At 44.6% G+C, this 17,603-nt stretch carries 16 protein-coding genes; 9 read left to right on the forward strand and 7 right to left on the reverse strand.

Features of this window, described 5'->3' with window-relative positions:
* Positions 1-6: 6 nt before the first annotated feature.
* On the reverse strand, positions 7-762 hold the full coding sequence (gene ulaR, locus AWH66_RS13720; RefSeq protein WP_063602873.1) for an HTH-type transcriptional regulator UlaR: 756 nt from the start codon (positions 760-762) through the stop codon (positions 7-9).
* A 365-nt stretch (positions 763-1,127) separates the two neighbouring features.
* Here ulaR and AWH66_RS13725 point away from each other — a divergent pair, with 365 nt between their 5' ends.
* The 7 genes from AWH66_RS13725 (at position 1,128) to AWH66_RS13755 (ending at position 7,055) form a co-directional block, all read left to right on the forward strand.
* Positions 1,128-2,888 (forward strand): PTS ascorbate-specific subunit IIBC, encoded by a 1,761-nt coding sequence (locus tag AWH66_RS13725; RefSeq protein ID WP_063602874.1) that lies wholly within the window; start codon positions 1,128-1,130, stop codon positions 2,886-2,888.
* A gap of 56 nt (positions 2,889-2,944) precedes the next feature.
* The gene (locus AWH66_RS13730; RefSeq protein WP_063602875.1) at positions 2,945-3,424 is read left to right on the forward strand and encodes a PTS sugar transporter subunit IIA; all 480 of its coding nucleotides are present in this window, start codon (positions 2,945-2,947) and stop codon (positions 3,422-3,424) included.
* Between the two features lie 10 nt (positions 3,425-3,434).
* On the forward strand, positions 3,435-4,127 hold the full coding sequence (locus tag AWH66_RS13735) for an L-ribulose-5-phosphate 4-epimerase (protein ID WP_063602876.1): 693 nt from the start codon (positions 3,435-3,437) through the stop codon (positions 4,125-4,127).
* 4 nt (positions 4,128-4,131) lie between these two features.
* Positions 4,132-4,953 carry a Cof-type HAD-IIB family hydrolase gene (locus AWH66_RS13740; protein ID WP_063603686.1) on the forward strand — a complete coding sequence of 274 codons (822 nt, stop codon included), beginning with the start codon at positions 4,132-4,134 and terminating at the stop codon, positions 4,951-4,953.
* 5 nt (positions 4,954-4,958) lie between these two features.
* A complete protein-coding gene (locus AWH66_RS13745) occupies positions 4,959-5,606 on the forward strand; it encodes a 3-keto-L-gulonate-6-phosphate decarboxylase UlaD (RefSeq protein ID WP_063602877.1) in 648 nt (215 codons plus the stop codon).
* A 9-nt stretch (positions 5,607-5,615) separates the two neighbouring features.
* Positions 5,616-6,494, forward strand: a complete 879-nt coding sequence (locus AWH66_RS13750) for an L-ribulose-5-phosphate 3-epimerase (protein ID WP_063602878.1) — start codon at positions 5,616-5,618, stop codon at positions 6,492-6,494.
* A 135-nt stretch (positions 6,495-6,629) separates the two neighbouring features.
* Positions 6,630-7,055, forward strand: coding sequence for a hypothetical protein (locus AWH66_RS13755; RefSeq protein ID WP_063602879.1), 426 nt, complete (start codon positions 6,630-6,632; stop codon positions 7,053-7,055).
* A 16-nt stretch (positions 7,056-7,071) separates the two neighbouring features.
* On the opposite strand, the gene AWH66_RS13760 is transcribed toward AWH66_RS13755, so the two are convergent.
* The gene (locus AWH66_RS13760) at positions 7,072-7,530 is read right to left on the reverse strand and encodes a GNAT family N-acetyltransferase (protein ID WP_063602880.1); all 459 of its coding nucleotides are present in this window, start codon (positions 7,528-7,530) and stop codon (positions 7,072-7,074) included.
* A 163-nt stretch (positions 7,531-7,693) separates the two neighbouring features.
* On the opposite strand from AWH66_RS13760, the gene yegD reads away from it, so the two are divergent.
* On the forward strand, positions 7,694-9,046 hold the full coding sequence (gene yegD / locus AWH66_RS13765) for a molecular chaperone (RefSeq protein ID WP_063602881.1): 1,353 nt from the start codon (positions 7,694-7,696) through the stop codon (positions 9,044-9,046).
* A 55-nt stretch (positions 9,047-9,101) separates the two neighbouring features.
* On the opposite strand, the gene AWH66_RS13770 is transcribed toward yegD, so the two are convergent.
* Complete coding sequence (locus tag AWH66_RS13770; protein WP_063602882.1) at positions 9,102-11,120, reverse strand: alkyl/aryl-sulfatase; 2,019 nt, start codon at positions 11,118-11,120, stop codon at positions 9,102-9,104.
* Positions 11,121-11,227: 107 nt separating this feature from the next.
* On the opposite strand from AWH66_RS13770, the gene AWH66_RS13775 reads away from it, so the two are divergent.
* Positions 11,228-12,142, forward strand: a complete 915-nt coding sequence (locus AWH66_RS13775; protein WP_063602883.1) for a LysR family transcriptional regulator — start codon at positions 11,228-11,230, stop codon at positions 12,140-12,142.
* A gap of 29 nt (positions 12,143-12,171) precedes the next feature.
* Here the strand turns inward: AWH66_RS13775 and AWH66_RS13780 are convergent, their stop codons facing one another.
* From AWH66_RS13780 to AWH66_RS13795, 4 genes are all read right to left on the reverse strand, one after another.
* Positions 12,172-13,512, reverse strand: a complete 1,341-nt coding sequence (locus AWH66_RS13780) for an MATE family efflux transporter (protein WP_063602884.1) — start codon at positions 13,510-13,512, stop codon at positions 12,172-12,174.
* A 97-nt stretch (positions 13,513-13,609) separates the two neighbouring features.
* Positions 13,610-14,446 (reverse strand): AraC family transcriptional regulator, encoded by an 837-nt coding sequence (locus tag AWH66_RS13785; protein ID WP_063602885.1) that lies wholly within the window; start codon positions 14,444-14,446, stop codon positions 13,610-13,612.
* Between the two features lie 432 nt (positions 14,447-14,878).
* Positions 14,879-16,621: a methyl-accepting chemotaxis protein gene (locus tag AWH66_RS13790; protein WP_167360957.1), complete on the reverse strand. Its 1,743-nt coding sequence runs from the start codon at positions 16,619-16,621 to the stop codon at positions 14,879-14,881.
* Positions 16,622-16,825: 204 nt separating this feature from the next.
* Complete coding sequence (locus tag AWH66_RS13795) at positions 16,826-17,530, reverse strand: DUF445 domain-containing protein (RefSeq protein ID WP_063602887.1); 705 nt, start codon at positions 17,528-17,530, stop codon at positions 16,826-16,828.
* Positions 17,531-17,603: the final 73 nt, after the last annotated feature.

The raw sequence follows: 17,603 nt of genomic DNA on the forward strand, positions 1-17,603 counted from the left end.
AATTATTTACACGAGAAGCACTTCGGTGCCGTTACTTCTTATTGCTGCTATCACTTCAGGGTTGGCATCTTTGCCAGTAATCAAGATATCTATTTTGTCTGCTGGGCAGAAAAGCATGCCAGTGCGATTACCTATTTTCGAGCTATCTACCACAACAACGAGCTTATCGATCTGCTCTACCATTTGTTGTTCAGATACTGCAGTTAACATATCCGCTTTGTACAAACCGTTTTCAGTGAGCCCTTTACCACTGGTAAACATCCAGTGGCCGGCGTATCCGCCTAAAGAGTTTGGCGACGGATTAAGAAATATGTTCTGTGCTTTGTTGTATTGCCCGCCAATAATGATGACATCTTCATGATCTTCATTAATTAAATAGCTGGCGAGTGGAAAATAGTTCGTCACTATTTGCACATCTTGCTGGCATAACTCTTGTCCTAATAAGAAAGCTGTTGAACCACAGTTAATCACAACGCTATCGCCTGGTTGACACAAATCGGCGGCTTTCACTGCGATACGTGATTTTTCGTGGTAATGATCGGTGGTATCAATATTGAGTGGGCTCCACGCCTTACGCTTAATCTCAATACGTTCTGCACCATTTCTTACTTTTTTTAATTTACCTAGCTCGTCGAGTTTTGCGATATCGCGCCTAGCAGTCGCAGGCGAAACATCGAAGTTCTCGATGATGTGAGCCACATTGATGACTCGCTTTTCATCAAGTAGAGACAAGATTCCATCATGTCTTTGTAATTCATTCATGGTTATCACCTTAATTTGTCATCAAGTGATTACTTGGTGATTATTTTTGATTTGTAATGATTCTATTTTGCTCAGAGCTGACTGTCAAATTCTCTCGCCCTAAAAGTGCTAAGTAAATCACTAAAATTAATTAAGTTATTGATATTAAATGGTTTGTTGTTTTTGTGTGTGATCGTGTTGGCAAAAATACAGTTTATAGAACTCGAAAATTGATAAAAATCAAAATAATCATAAATGAGCATTGAATGATTACTTATGATTGGTAATGTTTGTACTGTGAGCAACTACTGAACAGAACATCAGTGAACGACACGGACAATCTCTGACCTACACATAAATATAAAACATTACCAAGGGGCAAGAATATGGAGTTTCTATACGACATCTTCTACATATTTTACAGTCAAGTAATGACCAAAGCGCCGCTGCTATTGGGTCTGGTAACTTGTATTGGTTACTGGCTACTCAGACGCGACGGCACCACTATCATCAAAGGTACAATCAAAACTATTGTCGGCTTTATGCTGGTACAAGTCGGGGCGGGAACCTTAGTCGCAGGTTTCAAACCCGTTATTGAAAAACTCTCTGAGTTCCACGGACTCACCGGTTCTGTCATTGACCCATACACGTCAATGATGGCCACTATGGAGACGATGGGTGATAACTACTCATGGGTAGGCTATGCGGTTCTTTTAGCACTCGGCATCAACATTCTCCTAGTTCTTTTCCGCCGCTATACCGGTATTCGCACCATCATGCTTACTGGACATATCATGTTCCAACAAGCAGGTTTGATTGCGGTATTCTACTTCGTGCTTGGCGCCAGCATGTGGGAAACGATCATCTATTCAGCAATTCTGATGGCACTATATTGGGGTATCTCCGCCAATATCATGTTTAAGCCAACAGAAGCCGTCACTGGTGGCGCTGGATTCTCAATTGGTCACCAACAACAGGTTGCTTCTTGGATTGCTACTAAAGTGGCACCAAAATTGGGCGACAAAAATGACAGTGTTGACGAATTAGAACTGCCTAAATGGTTGCATATTTTCCACGATAGCATCGCGGCAACAGCGATCGTAATGACGGTTTTCTTCGGTATTATCCTTCTTTCATTCGGCCTAGATAACCTACAAACCATGGCTGGAAGCACGCACTGGACAATCTATATTCTCGAGACTGGTCTTAAGTTTGCGGTAGCGATTCAGGTTATCGTTGCAGGTGTTCGTATGTTCGTTGCAGAACTGTCTGAAGCCTTCAAAGGTATCTCTGAACGTGTTATTCCAAACGCAGTATTAGCGATTGACTGTGCGGCTATCTACGCATTCTCTCCAAACGCAATGGTATTTGGTTTTATGTGGGGTGCGATTGGTCAATTCGTCGCGGTTCTTGCGATGTTAGCGTTTGATGCGCCAATCATGATCATTCCTGGATTCATTCCAATGTTCTTCTCTAACGCAACGATCGGTGTGTTTGCTAACCACTTCGGTGGCTGGAAAGCGGTCATGAAGATCTGTTTCGTGATGGGCATCATCGAAGTTGTGGGTTCAGCATGGGCTATCCACTTATTCACGCAACAAGGCACTGAGTTCAGCGGCTGGATGGGTATGGCTGACTGGGCGTTAATTTTCCCACCAATCATGCAAGGTCTATCTGCATCTAACTTGTTCTTCTTCGTTCTTGTCGCGCTATCTGGTGTGTACATGTTCTACGCATCACGTGCTTTGCGTGCAGAAGAAGATGCTCAAGGTACGGTAACGGTTACAGAAGAACCAGAAGTGATTGAAGCTGTAGCTAAAGCGGTCGAAGCCAGTGACGGTGTACGTCCAGTAAGCATCCTTGCTGTGTGCGGTAACGGTCAAGGTTCATCAATGATGATGAAGATGAAGATTGGTAAGTATCTAGAGAAGAAAGGCATACCCCACGTGATGGATTCATGTGCCGTGTCTGACTACAAATCGAAACTCGCGTCTACCGACATCATCGTATCATCTAAGCATCTTTCTGCTGAGATGGATCCAGGCGATGGCAAGTTTGTGTTGGGTGTACAAAACATGCTTAACCCAAATTCATTTGGTGATGAGCTACTCGACATCATAAACACCAACTTCGCAACACAAAAATAATAACGATATACCGAAAAGGGCCGGCTTAACGGCTGGCCCAATGAAGGAGATAAATCATGGCTTTGAAGCAATCCCTAATCGAAAACAACTCTATCAAACTGCACGCTCATGCGGGCGATTGGCGTGAAGCTATCACTATTGGCACCGACATGCTCATTGCCTCTGGTGCTATCAAGGCTTCTTATCATGACGCCATTATTGGCAGTGTAGAAAAGTTAGGTCCTTACATCTGTATCGCACCAAACCTTGCTCTACCTCATGCCAGACCTGAGGACGGCGTGATTAGAACCGCCTTTGCATTGGTTACGCTGGATACACCTGTTTATTTTGACGGTGAAGATGAGCCTGTCGATGTGTTTATTACTCTTGCTGGCAGTTCATCTGATGAGCACATGGAAGGCTTAATGGAAGTCACACAAGTACTTGATGATGAAGACAGTGAAACGGGTGTTGACCTAGATAAATTGCGCCGCTGCCAATCAACAGAAGACATCTACCGGGTTATCGATGAAGCCTTAGCCGCTGAGATGGCTTAACGGAGGCGTTATGTATCAAGCACTAAAACAACGAGTTCTCGCTGCTAATCTCGCATTACCAAAATATGGACTGGTGACGTTTACTTGGGGCAATGTCTCTGAAATTGACCGCGAACGAGGCGTCATTGCGATTAAACCATCTGGCGTTGAATACGATGACATGAAGGTGGATGACATCGTAGTGATTGACCTCGATGGCAACCCAGTGGAAGGGTCACTCAATCCATCCAGTGATACCGATACGCATATCGAACTTTATAAAGCGTTTCCAGAAATTGGCGGCATCGTTCATACCCACTCTCGTAGCGCTACTATTTGGGCGCAAGCGGGTATTGATATCCCGTCATTGGGCACGACTCATGCAGACTATTTCTATGGTGATATTCCTTGTACGCGTAAGCTGACTAAAGCAGAGATAGCAGGGGAATACGAGCGCAATACGGGTTTGGTGATAGTGGAGGAATTTAACCAACGTAATATCAAACCGATGTCGATTCCAAGTGTAATTGTGGCTGGACATGCGCCGTTTTCCTGGGGCAAAGATGGTCATGATGCGGTTCACAACGCTGTCGTGCTTGAAGAAATCTCCGCAATGGCATTAGCGACACGTTCTCTCAACAGCGGTATCAAGATTCAACCAGAACTGTCAGACAAGCATTACCTGCGTAAGCATGGAGAGAATGCTTATTACGGCCAGAGGTAAGCCTATGTATAAAGTACTAGCTCTTGATTTAGATGGCACGGTATTAACGGATGATCACACGATTCACCCAGAGGTGAAATCGGCTATCCAAATGGCTCGAAAGCAATGCCATGTCGTCATTGTCACTGGCCGTCACCATACCGCAGCGAAGCCATTCTACGATGAGCTAGAGCTGACGACGCCAATCATATGCTGCAATGGTACGTACGTGTATGACTACCAACGAGATGAGGTAGTCGAGCATAACGCTATCGAAACAGACAATGCGTTGAAGTTCATTGAACTAGCCACTGAATTTCAAATGAAAATGGTGATGTACGTAACTCATGAGATGACGTACAGCCGAGCTAATCCCATTGCTTATATGCAAGCGTTGGAGTCTTGGGCAATGCAATTTCCGGAGCAGCATCAGCCACAAATACGCAAGATAGATTCGTTCAGCCAATTGGCACAACAGACTGATTACGTATGGAAATTTGTGGTGGAGGGCGCGCCGAGTTCGGTTCAGCGTCTCTCAGAGCACTCTTGGATAAAGAGTAATTTTAATGGTGAGCGCTCTTGGTCCAATCGTATCGATTTTGCCGCTCAAGGGAACAGCAAAGGTAAGCGACTGGCTGATTACGTCAAAGGACTTGGCTACGAAGCACATCATGTCATTGCTGCTGGTGACAACCACAATGACATTTCCATGCTTGAGTATGCTGGTCTTGGCATCGCCATGCAAAATGCCGATGAGCTAGTAAAACAAAGCGCCAAAATCACCTGCAAAACCAATAACAATGAAGACGGCCTTGCCTGTTTAATACGTGAAAAAATTAAAGGATAAGTAAGATGACAAAACCAATGATTCAAATCGCCCTAGACCAAACCAATCTACCTGCGGCGATTGAAGTAGCTAACAATGTAGAGAGCTTTGTTGATGTGATTGAAGTAGGCACTATTCTCGCGTTTGCTGAAGGAATGAATGCCGTAAAAACACTAAGAGCGAACCACCCGGAGCATGTACTTGTTTGCGATATGAAAACCACTGATGGTGGTGCAATTCTTTCTAAAATGGCATTTGAAGCTGGTGCAGACTGGATCACGGTGTCAGCTGCGGCTCATATTGCAACCATAGGTGCTTGTAAGAAAGTTGCTGATGAGTTTAACGGTGAAATTCAAATTGAAATTTATGGCAACTGGACCATGGAAGATGCACAAGCTTGGGTGGATCTAGGTATCAAGCAAGCCATCTATCACCGTTCTCGCGATGCAGAACTTGCGGGTGTGGGTTGGACTGAAGAGGACTTAGTTAAAATGCGTCAATTGTCGGACTTGGGCATCGAGCTATCCATTACAGGCGGTATCGTGCCAGAAGATTTGTACTTATTTGAAGGCATTAAGGCAAAAACGTTTATCGCAGGTCGCGCACTCGCGGGCGAGAACGGAAAAGCGACCGCAGAAGCACTGCGTGCGCAAATTGACCGTTTCTGGAACTAAGGAGCCACTATGTTTCAGATGCTAGATAGACCGCGGATGGGACTGTATGAAAAGGCGTTGCCCAATGAACTGTCCTGGGAAGAAAAGCTGCAACAAACCAAGCTGCTCGGTTTCGATTTCTTAGAAATTTCAGTCGATGAATCGGATGAAAGAAGAAGTCGCTTAGATTGGGATGACGAGACCATTTACGATCTGAAAAGGTTATGCGAACGCTACGAGATCCCTTTGCAATCAATGTGTCTTAGTGCTCACCGCAAGTACCCTTATGGCTCTTTGGATCCACAAGTACGTCAACAAGCTCACCTACATATGGAAAAAGCGATTACATTGGCGTTTAAATTGGGTATCCGAACCATCCAGCTCGCGGGCTATGATGTTTACTATGAGCCAGCTAACCAAGAGACGCACCAGAACTTTATCCAAGGGATGAAGCAAGCAGCAAAAATGGCAGAGCGAGCTGGTGTGATGCTAGCGGTCGAGATAATGGATACCCGTTACCTCAACTCGTTAAGCAAATTTGAAGTGCTTAATCGTGAAGTAAACTCGCCATTTTTCACGGCCTACCCTGACGTGGGTAACATCTCAGGTTGGAATTATGACGTATCGACGGAACTGGCCTTGAGTATGCCGCACATTGTGCAGATTCACCTTAAAGACACTTATAAGGTCACCAATGACTACCAAGGTCAGTTTAGGGATTTGGTGATTGGTGATGGTGAAGTGGATTTTGTGGCAATCTTCGAGACACTTAAACGTACCAATTGTGCCGTACCAATGGTGATTGAAATGTGGGCGCAAGATGATAACTGGCGCGAGAATATTGAGATAGCCAAGCAACGATTAAACCAAGTTTGTCAAAGAGTAGAGGTGTCTCTGCTGTTTGACTAGCTGGCAAACATTGGCTAGATGAGTTCCTGAAGTAAGACGCAGCGATTCCCCTCCATGCTGCGTCTTTTTTCATCTATTGACATCCCTCGTTGATTACCTCAGAGTTAGCCCTTCATTTTCGACACTAAGCCCGCTATGAAACTTCTGCATCTCCAATTATTTTGGCATCAAACTCAGAATACGTTGCTAGAAATGGAAGATCTTCCAGTTTTGACTGAACAACAGCAGCAAGATTTCAAACTGTGGATGAAAAAACGTAGGAAAATCCTAAGCTTTGAAGTACACCAGCAATCCTGGATCAAGGTCAATCAAGATGGTTTTAGTTCGCTTATTGAGCTACGCCCTAATGGTAGTTTAGTTGAGCGTGATATGTTTGGCGGCCGATCGTTATCGGGTTTGTGGAAAGTCATCGATGGGTTACTGTTTATTAAAGTGATCAGCGGTGAGTTCATCGTTGAATATCAAATTGCGGGCAGTTCAGAGCAGAATATTCACGATGGTGTGGAATACATCAACGGTAAGGTCAGTACTTACAGTAAGTTTGTTCAAGTCAAAGCGTAGCAACGAACGTTGTGAGTTATTGCTCCTGCACCCAACGAAACACCATATCCTCTAGCCCTTCTTCGTTATCACTATTGCCTTCTTGTTCGGTAAACCCAAGTCGGCGATAAAACTCAATCGCGTTGTGATTGATTTGAAATGTTCTCAGTGATAATTCCCCTGAGCTGCGAGCTTGTGCTTCTTCGACTAACAACCGTCCAATACCCTTTCGCTGAAACTCCGGTGCGACATACAGTTGATTGATTTCGTTCCGATCCATTGCCATAAACGCTACGGGTTGTTGTGATTCTAGGGTGAGAACTACCCAGATGTCATGACTGTGAGGCAAAATATTGGTTAAGAAGTACAACTGAGATTCAACAGAATGAATAGGCTCTATGCCTAACGCCTGCACGAAAGCACGGCGCCAAAGCGTCACAATTTCCTTAGCGTATTTAGGTTCGAAGCGCTCTAAAGTGAACGGCGGTTCATGCATCACACAACCTTTATTCTGCTTTACACTGTAAAAAGGATGTCTACAGTGTAGCGCAAAATTTCTTTTGACCTGTCTACATGTGTAGGGTTTAAGGTTCTGCCCCTTGAACTTCATTGTCAGGCTGCTATTCTTTGCCGCCCTTTTTCTTATGTTGAGGTAACCCATGGCCATTGGTTTTGACTACGGAACCGCGAACTGTTCTGTCGCTCATCTTGTGAATAACGCCATCGAGCAGATCCCGCTGGTGGGTGATAACTGTTATATCCCCTCAACACTTTGTGCTCCGACGGCTGAAACTGTGTCTGAGTACTTGTTTCGTTGCTTGGATATTCGACCTTCCAACGAAGTAGGTGAAGCCGTGCTTCGACGTGCGGTAAAGCTTAATCGAGAAGAAGGGATTGAAGTGATTCCTACGGATGTACTGTTTGGCGAAGCCGCGTTGGATCTGTACCTCGAAGACCCTCAAGACGTCTATTACATTAAGTCACCGAAGTCTTTCTTGGGCGCCATGGGGCTTCGAGATATGCAGCTATCATTTTTCGAAGATTTGGTGTGCGCCATGATGAGCAATGTAAAACGTCAGGCGGAATTGCACTTGGGTCAAAGTATCAGCCAAACGGTTATTGGTAGACCTGTTAACTTTTTAGGCCGTGGCGGTGATGCCTCAAACCGTCAGGCGGAAGGAATTTTATCGCGAGCGGCAACGCGTGCTGGCTTTAAAGATGTTGAGTTTCAGTTTGAACCTGTAGCGGCAGGGCTTGAGTACGAGTCTTCGTTAACGGAAGATAAAAATGTGCTGGTGGTCGATATCGGTGGTGGTACGACGGACTGTTCATTTATTCAAATGGGACCAAGTTGGGTGGGCAAAGCGGATAGAGAGTCTTCGCTCATCGCTCATACCGGTCAACTTGTAGGTGGAAACGATCTGGATATTTACATTGCATTTCGTCGCTTTATGCATGCCTTCGGAATGGGGACTAAGCGCCACTCAGGCTTAGACATTCCTGTGACGCAATTTTGGAACCCTATCGCGATTAATGACGTTCAAGCTCAACGTAAATTCTATGCTCATGACAATCTAAAAGAGCTGCAACTTCTCGCTAAAGAAGCCATTGAACAGGACAAGGTGTCGAGACTGGTCACACTGCACAACGACACGTTAGGTTATGCTGTTATTCGTGAAGCTGAGAAGGCAAAAATCGCGCTAGAATCTTCAGCAGAATATCGCGCTATGATTGATTTGTTCTCTGAACGAGTAGGTATTGATATCAGCCATGAGCAAATGGCTGAAGCCATTGATAACCCAACCAGAAAAATCCAGGCACTAGTTAAAGAAGCTGTAGAGCAATCTGCGACTTTACCTGATGTCATTTATATGACTGGCGGCTCGGCTCGTTCTTCAGTATTACGCAATGCGGTTCAAGAAGTGCTACCCAATATCCCTGTAGTATCTGGCAACTACTTTGGTTCGGTAACTGCGGGATTAGCGCGTTGGGCGGACGTGTGTTTTAAATAGCGTGTGTTTTAAATCGAATGAAATAAGCCCAGAGCTAAGCTCTGGGCTTGTGCGTTTATTTGCTTGGCATCGGAAGTATTTCAAACATTCCGTCAAATTCGTCCAAGGTGGCAGCTAGTTTGCCGATTAACTTGCCATCCCCCTTGATCCCTGCTTGCCCAGACTTCAACAAAGCTTCTAAGGTCGTTTGACCCAATGCAATTCGTGTTAAATCCGCTTTGTGTACGATGAGCTCAACATCGGTTTTCGGTAGAGTGTCCACTTCGATGTTACTCATGTTGGCATTAGACACTTCACCGTAGTAGCGCTCTTCCACATCAGGGTGATATAAGCCGAAACTAAAGTCCAATTGAGCTTGTTCTGCTTTTTCTGCGTTGAGTCTAACCGCGATAAAATCAAGGAACATGCCTGTCGGAGTATTGGCAATTACGTCGGCCGATGCCAGCTTGATTGAAGGTGATATCTCACCGGTTCTTAACTCCACTGCACCTTGTAAGTAGGAATTACGCCATGCCATAGTTTCTGATTGGTAGCCTTGTTGCTCAAAGCTGTCTGCTAGTGCAAAGCGATAGTCAATGTTATTCGGGTCACACTGAACTAAGTCATTGAGTAGTTGGGACGCTTCTTGATACTGACCATTGTTGAAATGAGTCAGTCCCGCCTGATAGAGAGTGTCTGCCCCAGCTGCTTCTACGTAAACACAAGATTTCTCTTTAGATTTTAGAGGGTTGGTATTTACAGGGTTCATATCGTGATAGCCAAGATATAAGTTCACAACAGCTCGTGCGTTGTGGCTATAAGAGCCATGGTAGCCATTGGTGTGCCAGGTTTGCTTTTGTGATTCAGGTACTAGGTGTTCAATCTCTCGGCCCACATCATGGATAGTAACTCCGTGGTTAGCGAGGCGCATCGCTTGGTTGTGGATGAAGCCATAGTTGTCGCGTTGCAACGCCATATAGTCGGAAATCTCGTTACCTTCCGTGTTTGGATCGTTCCAAACCGGAGCTGAGTGCGCAGCGTGAATGTTATCGACTAAGCCAGAATCAACATAGCGTAGCTTCAGCTCGGTTAAATACTTAGTCCAAACCAAGGAATCACGTACTTTTGCACCGCGGAAGGTGTAGATATTGTGCATACCATCATAGGTTAGCTCTGCGGTATTAAGTGAGCGATACTGCGGAACATACAAGACGATTTCAGCGGGTGCTTCCGCGCCCGGCATATTGATGGCATGGAACTCTAGGCCGTCAATGGTAATGATTTTTTCACGTTCTTGGATTTCTGTCGTTGGAGCGACTAAGGTCACTTCACCGCGCGATGTGCCAAGGCCTAACGCGTTATCAACGATCCCTTTTGCATCGTTCACCAGTGTTGTACCGTATTGGTAATTTGCTCGGCGTCCCATCGCTGTGCCGGCGATGACATTCTCATCCGCAAGCTCTTTGATAAAGTCTTTTGGCGCATAAATCTTTGCGTTGTCAGCAAAATCTCCAGATTCAACAATGCCTCTTGAGCCACCAAAGTGGTCAGCGTGCATGTGTGAATAGATCATGCCAGTGATTTTGTGCTCGCCATTGATCTTTGGAAGGTGTTGCTTGGCAAAGTCCCAAGATGCTTCAGCGGCTTCGCGTGATAGCAATGGGTCATGAATAACGTAACCGTTGTCGGTGCGATAGATGGTCATATTAGACAGGTCGGCACCACGAATTTGGTAAATGCCATCGGTCACTTCGTACAGACCACCAGCAGCGTAGTTCAACATGCCTTGGCGCCAGATCGATGGGTTTACTGTTGGTGGGATGTCTTCGACTGACATTTCGGCCATAAATTCGAAGCGATTTTTCAGCTCACCAGCAGCATGATTACCAAATTCAGCAATCAGCCCCTTTTGCGTGCGCTCAAAAGCAGAAGTATCTTCCCAAGGAAGAGTGGCGGCTAACGCTTGGTTAGCTTCAATAGTATGACTACTTGCGGGTTTGCCTTGATAGTCTTCTAAGCCAACGTAATCAGCACTGGCATTGAATGATGCAAGAATCGCAATGGTGATAGTAGATGGTACAAGTTTGCGGTACATAATTGACCTCATCACGGTTAGAACAGGAATTAAGGTCACTATAGCGGCTTGACTCATAACTAAATATGCAATTTAATTTATTTAATACATAACTAATGGTGATGTTTATGAATACCTCTGATTTTGATCTTAACCTGATGCGCGTGTTTGTGACTGTCTATCGTTATCAGTCGATAACGGTGGCGGCAGAGGTGCTAAACTTGACCCAACCAGGGGTTAGTGGGGCTTTAAAACGACTTCAAGGCCAACTCGGTGAGAAACTTTTTGTTCGGGACGGTCGAGGTATCGCGCCTACACACTTGGCTCACGAGTTAGCTCGCCATATTGAGCCAGCGTTGGAAACCATAGAGCGCACCATTGATGGTGTTAAAGATTTTAGTGTGCAAGGCAAAAGGCGTTTTGTCGTTTACACGTCAGAACCAGTGATGCTGATGCTGTTACCGAAAATTGAAGCGGATGCAACCTTGGGAGAGCGTGAGATCGTGCTTCATCCTACTTTAGCGACCGAAGAGGAGCTGCTTGACAAGCTCAATCTACGTCAAGCAGACCTAGCGATAGACTTTGCCAAGCGTACACCGTCACTGTGTTTTTCACAGCCGTTTTTTACTGACCAAATCTGTTTGATTGCCAGCAAATCACACCCGCGAATCAGCGGCAACATCACGGTTGAGCAGTATTATCAGGAGAAGCACATTACTCTTAAGCTAAGACGAGAAAACGCCTTCTTGGCTGACTATTTTACTGAAGAGAATATTCGAGGGAGAAAGGTAGCCGCGGAAAGCGACTCTCTTCTGGTGTTAATGGCATTAGTAGCCAGCAGTGAAAGCATTGGAATGATGAGCCGCAGTGTGGCTACTCTGTTTGCGGAGCGTTTTGATATTCAGATCATTGATGCACCATTTCGCCCGATACCTGTCGACTTTAAACTGGTCGCTCATAGTCGTGAACAGAGCAGTAAAGCCAACATATGGCTCAGGGAAAAGCTGCTTTCCTACTTGTCTGAACTAAACCTAAGTCACTGAGAGTCGAAAAAGTGGCGACTCCCATTTCTTTAAGTATGAATGGCCGCCATTTTTTGTGACTTTATAAAGGTCAATAATAGCCCCAAACTGATGCTGGCTGTCATGGCTTCTGCAAATAGTATACTCGCCCAAATGCCATTAATAGGGAACAAGCTCGGCAAGACGATGACGCCTAATGCGACAAATACAAACCCACGAGCAAGAGAGATTATGGTTGCCTGATTGGGTTTTGCAATGGCTTGAAACAGGTTGGCGACAACAAGGTTTAGTCCCATTAACGGTGTCGCATAAAAGAAATACAGCAGTGCGGTTGCGGATAGTTCAACGAGCTCAATGTTATCGCCAAGGTAGAAACGCGCGACTGTCTCTGAGAACAACCCGATCACCGCGAGAAATAGTAAGCCACTGCCAATTGACGTGACAAGCCCAAGCTTAAGCGTAGCTTTTACTCGTTCTGGCAAGTTTGCACCATGGTTAAAGCTGATAATAGGCTGACATGCCTGATTAATGCCAACGATAACAAATAACGCGAATACACCCACATTTGCGGTCAAGCCATAAGCGATGATATAGCTCTCTCCAAATTGGCTAAGCAGTACGTAGTTGAATAAGAGTATCGTCAGCGCAGAGGTAATCTCAATAAAGAAAGTGGGGGTGCCTATCTTTAGTATCTGTCCTACTTTGTCCAGACCAAGTCCTTGTACGGTCAGTCTTAACTGACCTTTAGCTTGCCAAAAATGGCTGAGAAGAATCAGCGCGATGACTGCTTGAGAAATAGCAGTCGCGTAGGCCGCTCCCTTCATCCCCCAGCCAAACTGAAGTACAAAGAAGTAGTCCAAGACCAAGTTGGTGACGGCGCCTGCTGACATGGCATACATAGCGAGTTTAGGGTTGGTATCATTACGTACAAAGCAAGACATAACCCAAGCAAGAGCATAAAGAACAAAGAACTTGAGCATAATACCTAGATAGTCGTGAGCTAGCTGTGCCATGTATCCAGTAGCGCCCATCAAGCGAATGATATCGTCAAGCCAAATGAGTGCGATTGATACGGTCATGGTCGAGATAATCGCAGTGACAAGCATCGCCTGACTAAACAGCGTCTGGCCAACATTTAGATTACCCTTCCCAAACTCTATCGACATGAGTGCTGCGCCACCGATACCAATCATCATTGCAATCGCAGTGAAGAGGGAAAAGGCAGGAATCGTCAAAGAGATAGCACCAAGACCTTCAGCACCGACACCTTTCCCGACAAACCAAGCATCACCCATAATGAAAATGGATTTAATAACCATGCCTGATAGTGCTGGTAAAAGATACTGGATGAACGATTTCTGGATTGGATCGGACTTGAGATTTATGCTCATTGGAAACGAAAAGACCTATAAATTGATGAACAAAGATAATGGTATTATCGTTACGAAATTTGATATAAAAAAGGGATTATCTGCCTTTAATCTGGCACTATTTGGATATTCTTCTGCGAAATTCTGCGGGAGATTCACCCATGTTCGTACGGTAAAATCTGCCAAAATAAGCGGGATCTTCAAACCCAAGTTGCAGTGCTATGGCTTTAACGGTTTTCGTCGAAAAAACAAGTTCACGGTTCGCTTCTAGAAGTACCCTATCATGAAGCAATTTGGTAATGGTTTTACCTAGGTGTGCTTTACTTAGCTCATTAAGACGCTTGCTGGTAATGGAAAGTTTATCGGCATAAAACGCCACATTTCGTTCGCTCTGATAGTGGGTTTCGATAAGTGCTATCACCTGTGAAATCCGTTCATCCCGCACGGTAATTGCTTCGGTCTTGTCCACCGAAAAGCGAACAAGATAGCGCAAAAAACAGGTAAGCAAGGATTCGATCAAATCCCAATCGGTGTCTTCACGTTGATACTCTTCCAGCAACAAATCGAAAACGGCATCAAGTTGCGTTGCTCCTCTACCCTGAGTATCGATATAAGGGTGCTGATTCTGGTGAGCAGAAAATATTGCGTCAAACATCAATTGATGACGGTAGCGATTTTCGAAAAAATCGGTCGAGAAAATGAGCATTTTGACGTTACTACCTAGTGAGTTTGACTCATGAACTTGCCCAGGGGCGATAGTGAAAAAACGCCCTTGTACACTCTGATAATCGACAAAATCGATACGTTGAGAGCCGGAGTTGTCCAAACACCAAATGATTTCAAAGTAGTCGTGACGATGAGGTTCCAAGAAGACTTCTTCTGACTCCATTCGGCAATCGACGACCTGACATGGATGACCTTTGGGCAATGTTACCAAGTTGATTTTGTCTTTCATGATTCACAAAGGCGGCAAGGAAAGATGTGTCTAGTATGACACTGATTGATAAGTGATTCGAGATGACAATCCGATTAAGAGTAGGAATTAACCTACCTTAAGCTGTGATGAGAACAACACGGTTTTAACTATAAAGTGGTAATTGACTTCGGCTGGCGATAAGTTGAGCTGTGATGTAAATCCAATAGTACATAAATTGCTGATATAAATGGCAATTGTTGCTTGAATTTGTCTCGTTTATGAATCTAGAATGATTTGACCCTCTGATTTAAGGGTCACCTAGCCAACTGACGTTGTTAGTGAACACCTCTTGTTCACATGTTATATAGCCAATCGCCTTGTTTTCGCGATTGGCTTTTTTCTTTTTGCGATGCTTGTCATTGCAATAATAAGCTCACCGAAGTGAGCTTATTAGGATACTCAGATCTGAAGTTATACTTTGAACTGTTCAACAGTAGTGAGAAGCTCTTGGTTTCTGCCTTTTAAGTCATTGGCATTTTGCGTTGCCAGTTCTCCATTTTGAACCAATGTGCGCACCATATCTTGAATCGTCACCATGTTCTTATTGATCTCTTCCGAGACCGTACTTTGCTCCTTCGCTGATGATGCAATTTGAGCAACCAGCCCATTGATCTCATCAGTAAAGCTCATCATGGAGTCGAGAGAGTTGGTCACTCCGCTGGTTTGCTCTTCATACAGCTTACAGCGATGTTTGGTTGAGTCCATATTGGCGACAACCGCCTCATTACCAGCGTGAAGCTTAGATAGCATTTCATTGATTTCAGATGTGCTTTGTCGAGTTCGGGATGCCAGAGCTCTCACTTCATCAGCGACGACGGCAAACCCGCGTCCTTGTTCACCAGCGCGAGCAGCTTCGATTGCAGCGTTAAGTGCAAGTAGATTGGTTTGCTCTGCGATATCACCGATAACTTCAAGAGTGTCACCAATCTTCTGTGTATCGGCACTCATAGCTACAACAGCGTGTGAGGTGTTTTCCACTTCTGCGACCAGAGCCTGCAAACTAGAGATAGCTTCTTCGACAATCAGCTTCGAGTCGGAGCTGGCTTGATTAGCCGTTTCCGTATTATTTGATGCTTGTTGCGCATCATTGGCCACTGTATCGGAAGAGGCGCTCATTTCATGAATAGAGGTAACAATCTGGTCCATTTCATTCTGGTGTGATTGGAACAGAGCCTGATTTTCTTTAGCTTGTTGTTCGATATGTAATATGGAGCGACTGGTTTCATTGCACGACTGAATCACATTACCCACCAAGGTCTGCAATTGAGCGATAAAGGTATTGATGTCTTGGGAAATTTTACCAAACTCATCATTCGAGTCGACCGTAAGTCTTTGAGTAAGATCGCCTTTACCCGTGGCTAGGTTTCTCACCACGTTCTGAAGTAGCGTGATCGGTTTTAGTAAGAAGGCGATGATCATCATACTTAATGGAATAATGATGACAGCAGCAACGAGCAGTGCCTGTGTTATTTGCGTACTGATCGTAGCGGCATGGGCCTCCGTTACTGCACTATCTAAGTAAGCGGTCAGTGTCCAAGTATCGTTTAGCACGGGGATCGTCGAGTCGAACTCGATATGTTGACCCGGAGTCGTATTGGAGAATAGGACATTGCCAGCGCCATCTTTGAGTGTCAGGTAGTCACCGTTGCCGCTGGTCTCTGCGAGCGGTTGAGTGATAAAGCTGAGATCGAGTTGGTAGAAGGTCACTTCATTACTTTGAGTATTGGGTACCACTATATTCAGTAAAAGCTTGTCACCCTGTTTGATGATTTCGTTTGCAACGATCTGCCCGTTGGCTTGGGCTAATTCTGCCTCTAATGCCGCAACAATATTCTCATCTTCCACAATGCCGGATTTGTCGAAAACGAAACCAGAAGACATTTTAGTGATGTTATCAAACTCGGTTTTTTCGACGATATCTTTTACGTCGATAAAGCTGACATTAAGAGACTTGGCTTGTTGAAAACTGTAGTTAAGTTTGTCGGCAACACTTTGGTTCAATAGGGTGAGCTTTTCTTGTGTTGTAGAAGAACCACTGCGCTCAATATAGGATTCCACAAAGCTATTAGCAGCAAAATAGCTGGTGCCAATGGTAGTAAATATAATTGCTATGACTATCGAATAGAGTTTTAGTTTGAACGAGAGGTTCTTCATTATTAGTAGGTCCATTTACCGAAGTTATTGATGTGTATAGTAATATTTTCATCATTTAGGTAACGTGACATAGGTAATAGTTATGAACCTAAGTTTATTTATGTCTAGTTTTGATTAAAGCTGTCAGTTTATATTGAGTAAGATACAAAAAAGCCAGCGAATATACCGCTGGCCTTTGCATAGTAATTGTCAACACGACAAGTGCTAGACAAATAGTGAGGACAAAATACCAATAACCCCACCAAATACACCGCCCCAAACCACAAGCCAGCCTAGGTGCTCCTTTATCATCTTCTGAACGATTTCTTTCACCAGTTTTGGAGTTAATTCACTGAGTCGCTGGTCGATAATCGCTTCAACATTGTCTTTGACTTCGTTTAACATCTTCGGCGATTCGAGTTGTTCAACCAGAGCTTGTTTTACTGAATCGCTTTGGCTGATTTCAATCACCGACTGCTGCATCTTTTCAACGAAAGGCTGTTTCATTGGTTCCAACGCTTCGGTGCCGCCAAGCATCGCCAACATACCACCAAATTGAGAGTTCGCGATCACTTCAACCAGCGAATCAAAAGCAGGGTTAAAGTCGACCTTTTCTAATATTGGTTCTAAATCCAGTGGAATACCTGAGCTTATTTCTTTATTGAGGAAGCGATCGATGTTCTCATTGGTAAAGAACTGCTCCATCATTAAGTTCTTAATTGCTAATTTAAAATCTTCAAAGCGTGCTGGGATAACACCAGAGCCATAAAGTCCCGGCACTTTCTCAAACAACATATGAATGGCGAGCCAGTTAGTCACCGCGCCTGAAAAAGCGAATAGGCCAGCATATAGCACTAGGGTGTTGTCGAGTTGATAGCCCGCAGCGAGCAGCGCTAGGGCAATGAAATTAGTAATGAGACTCTTATTCATAATATCTTGCTAGATTAATAACGTTGCGCTGATTCTATTGAAAAAACGTCGCTATAAAAAGCCACTTTTTGTC

It is taken from the genome of Vibrio barjaei (genome assembly GCF_001639065.2).
GTDB classification, from domain to species: Bacteria; Pseudomonadota; Gammaproteobacteria; order Enterobacterales; family Vibrionaceae; genus Vibrio; species Vibrio barjaei.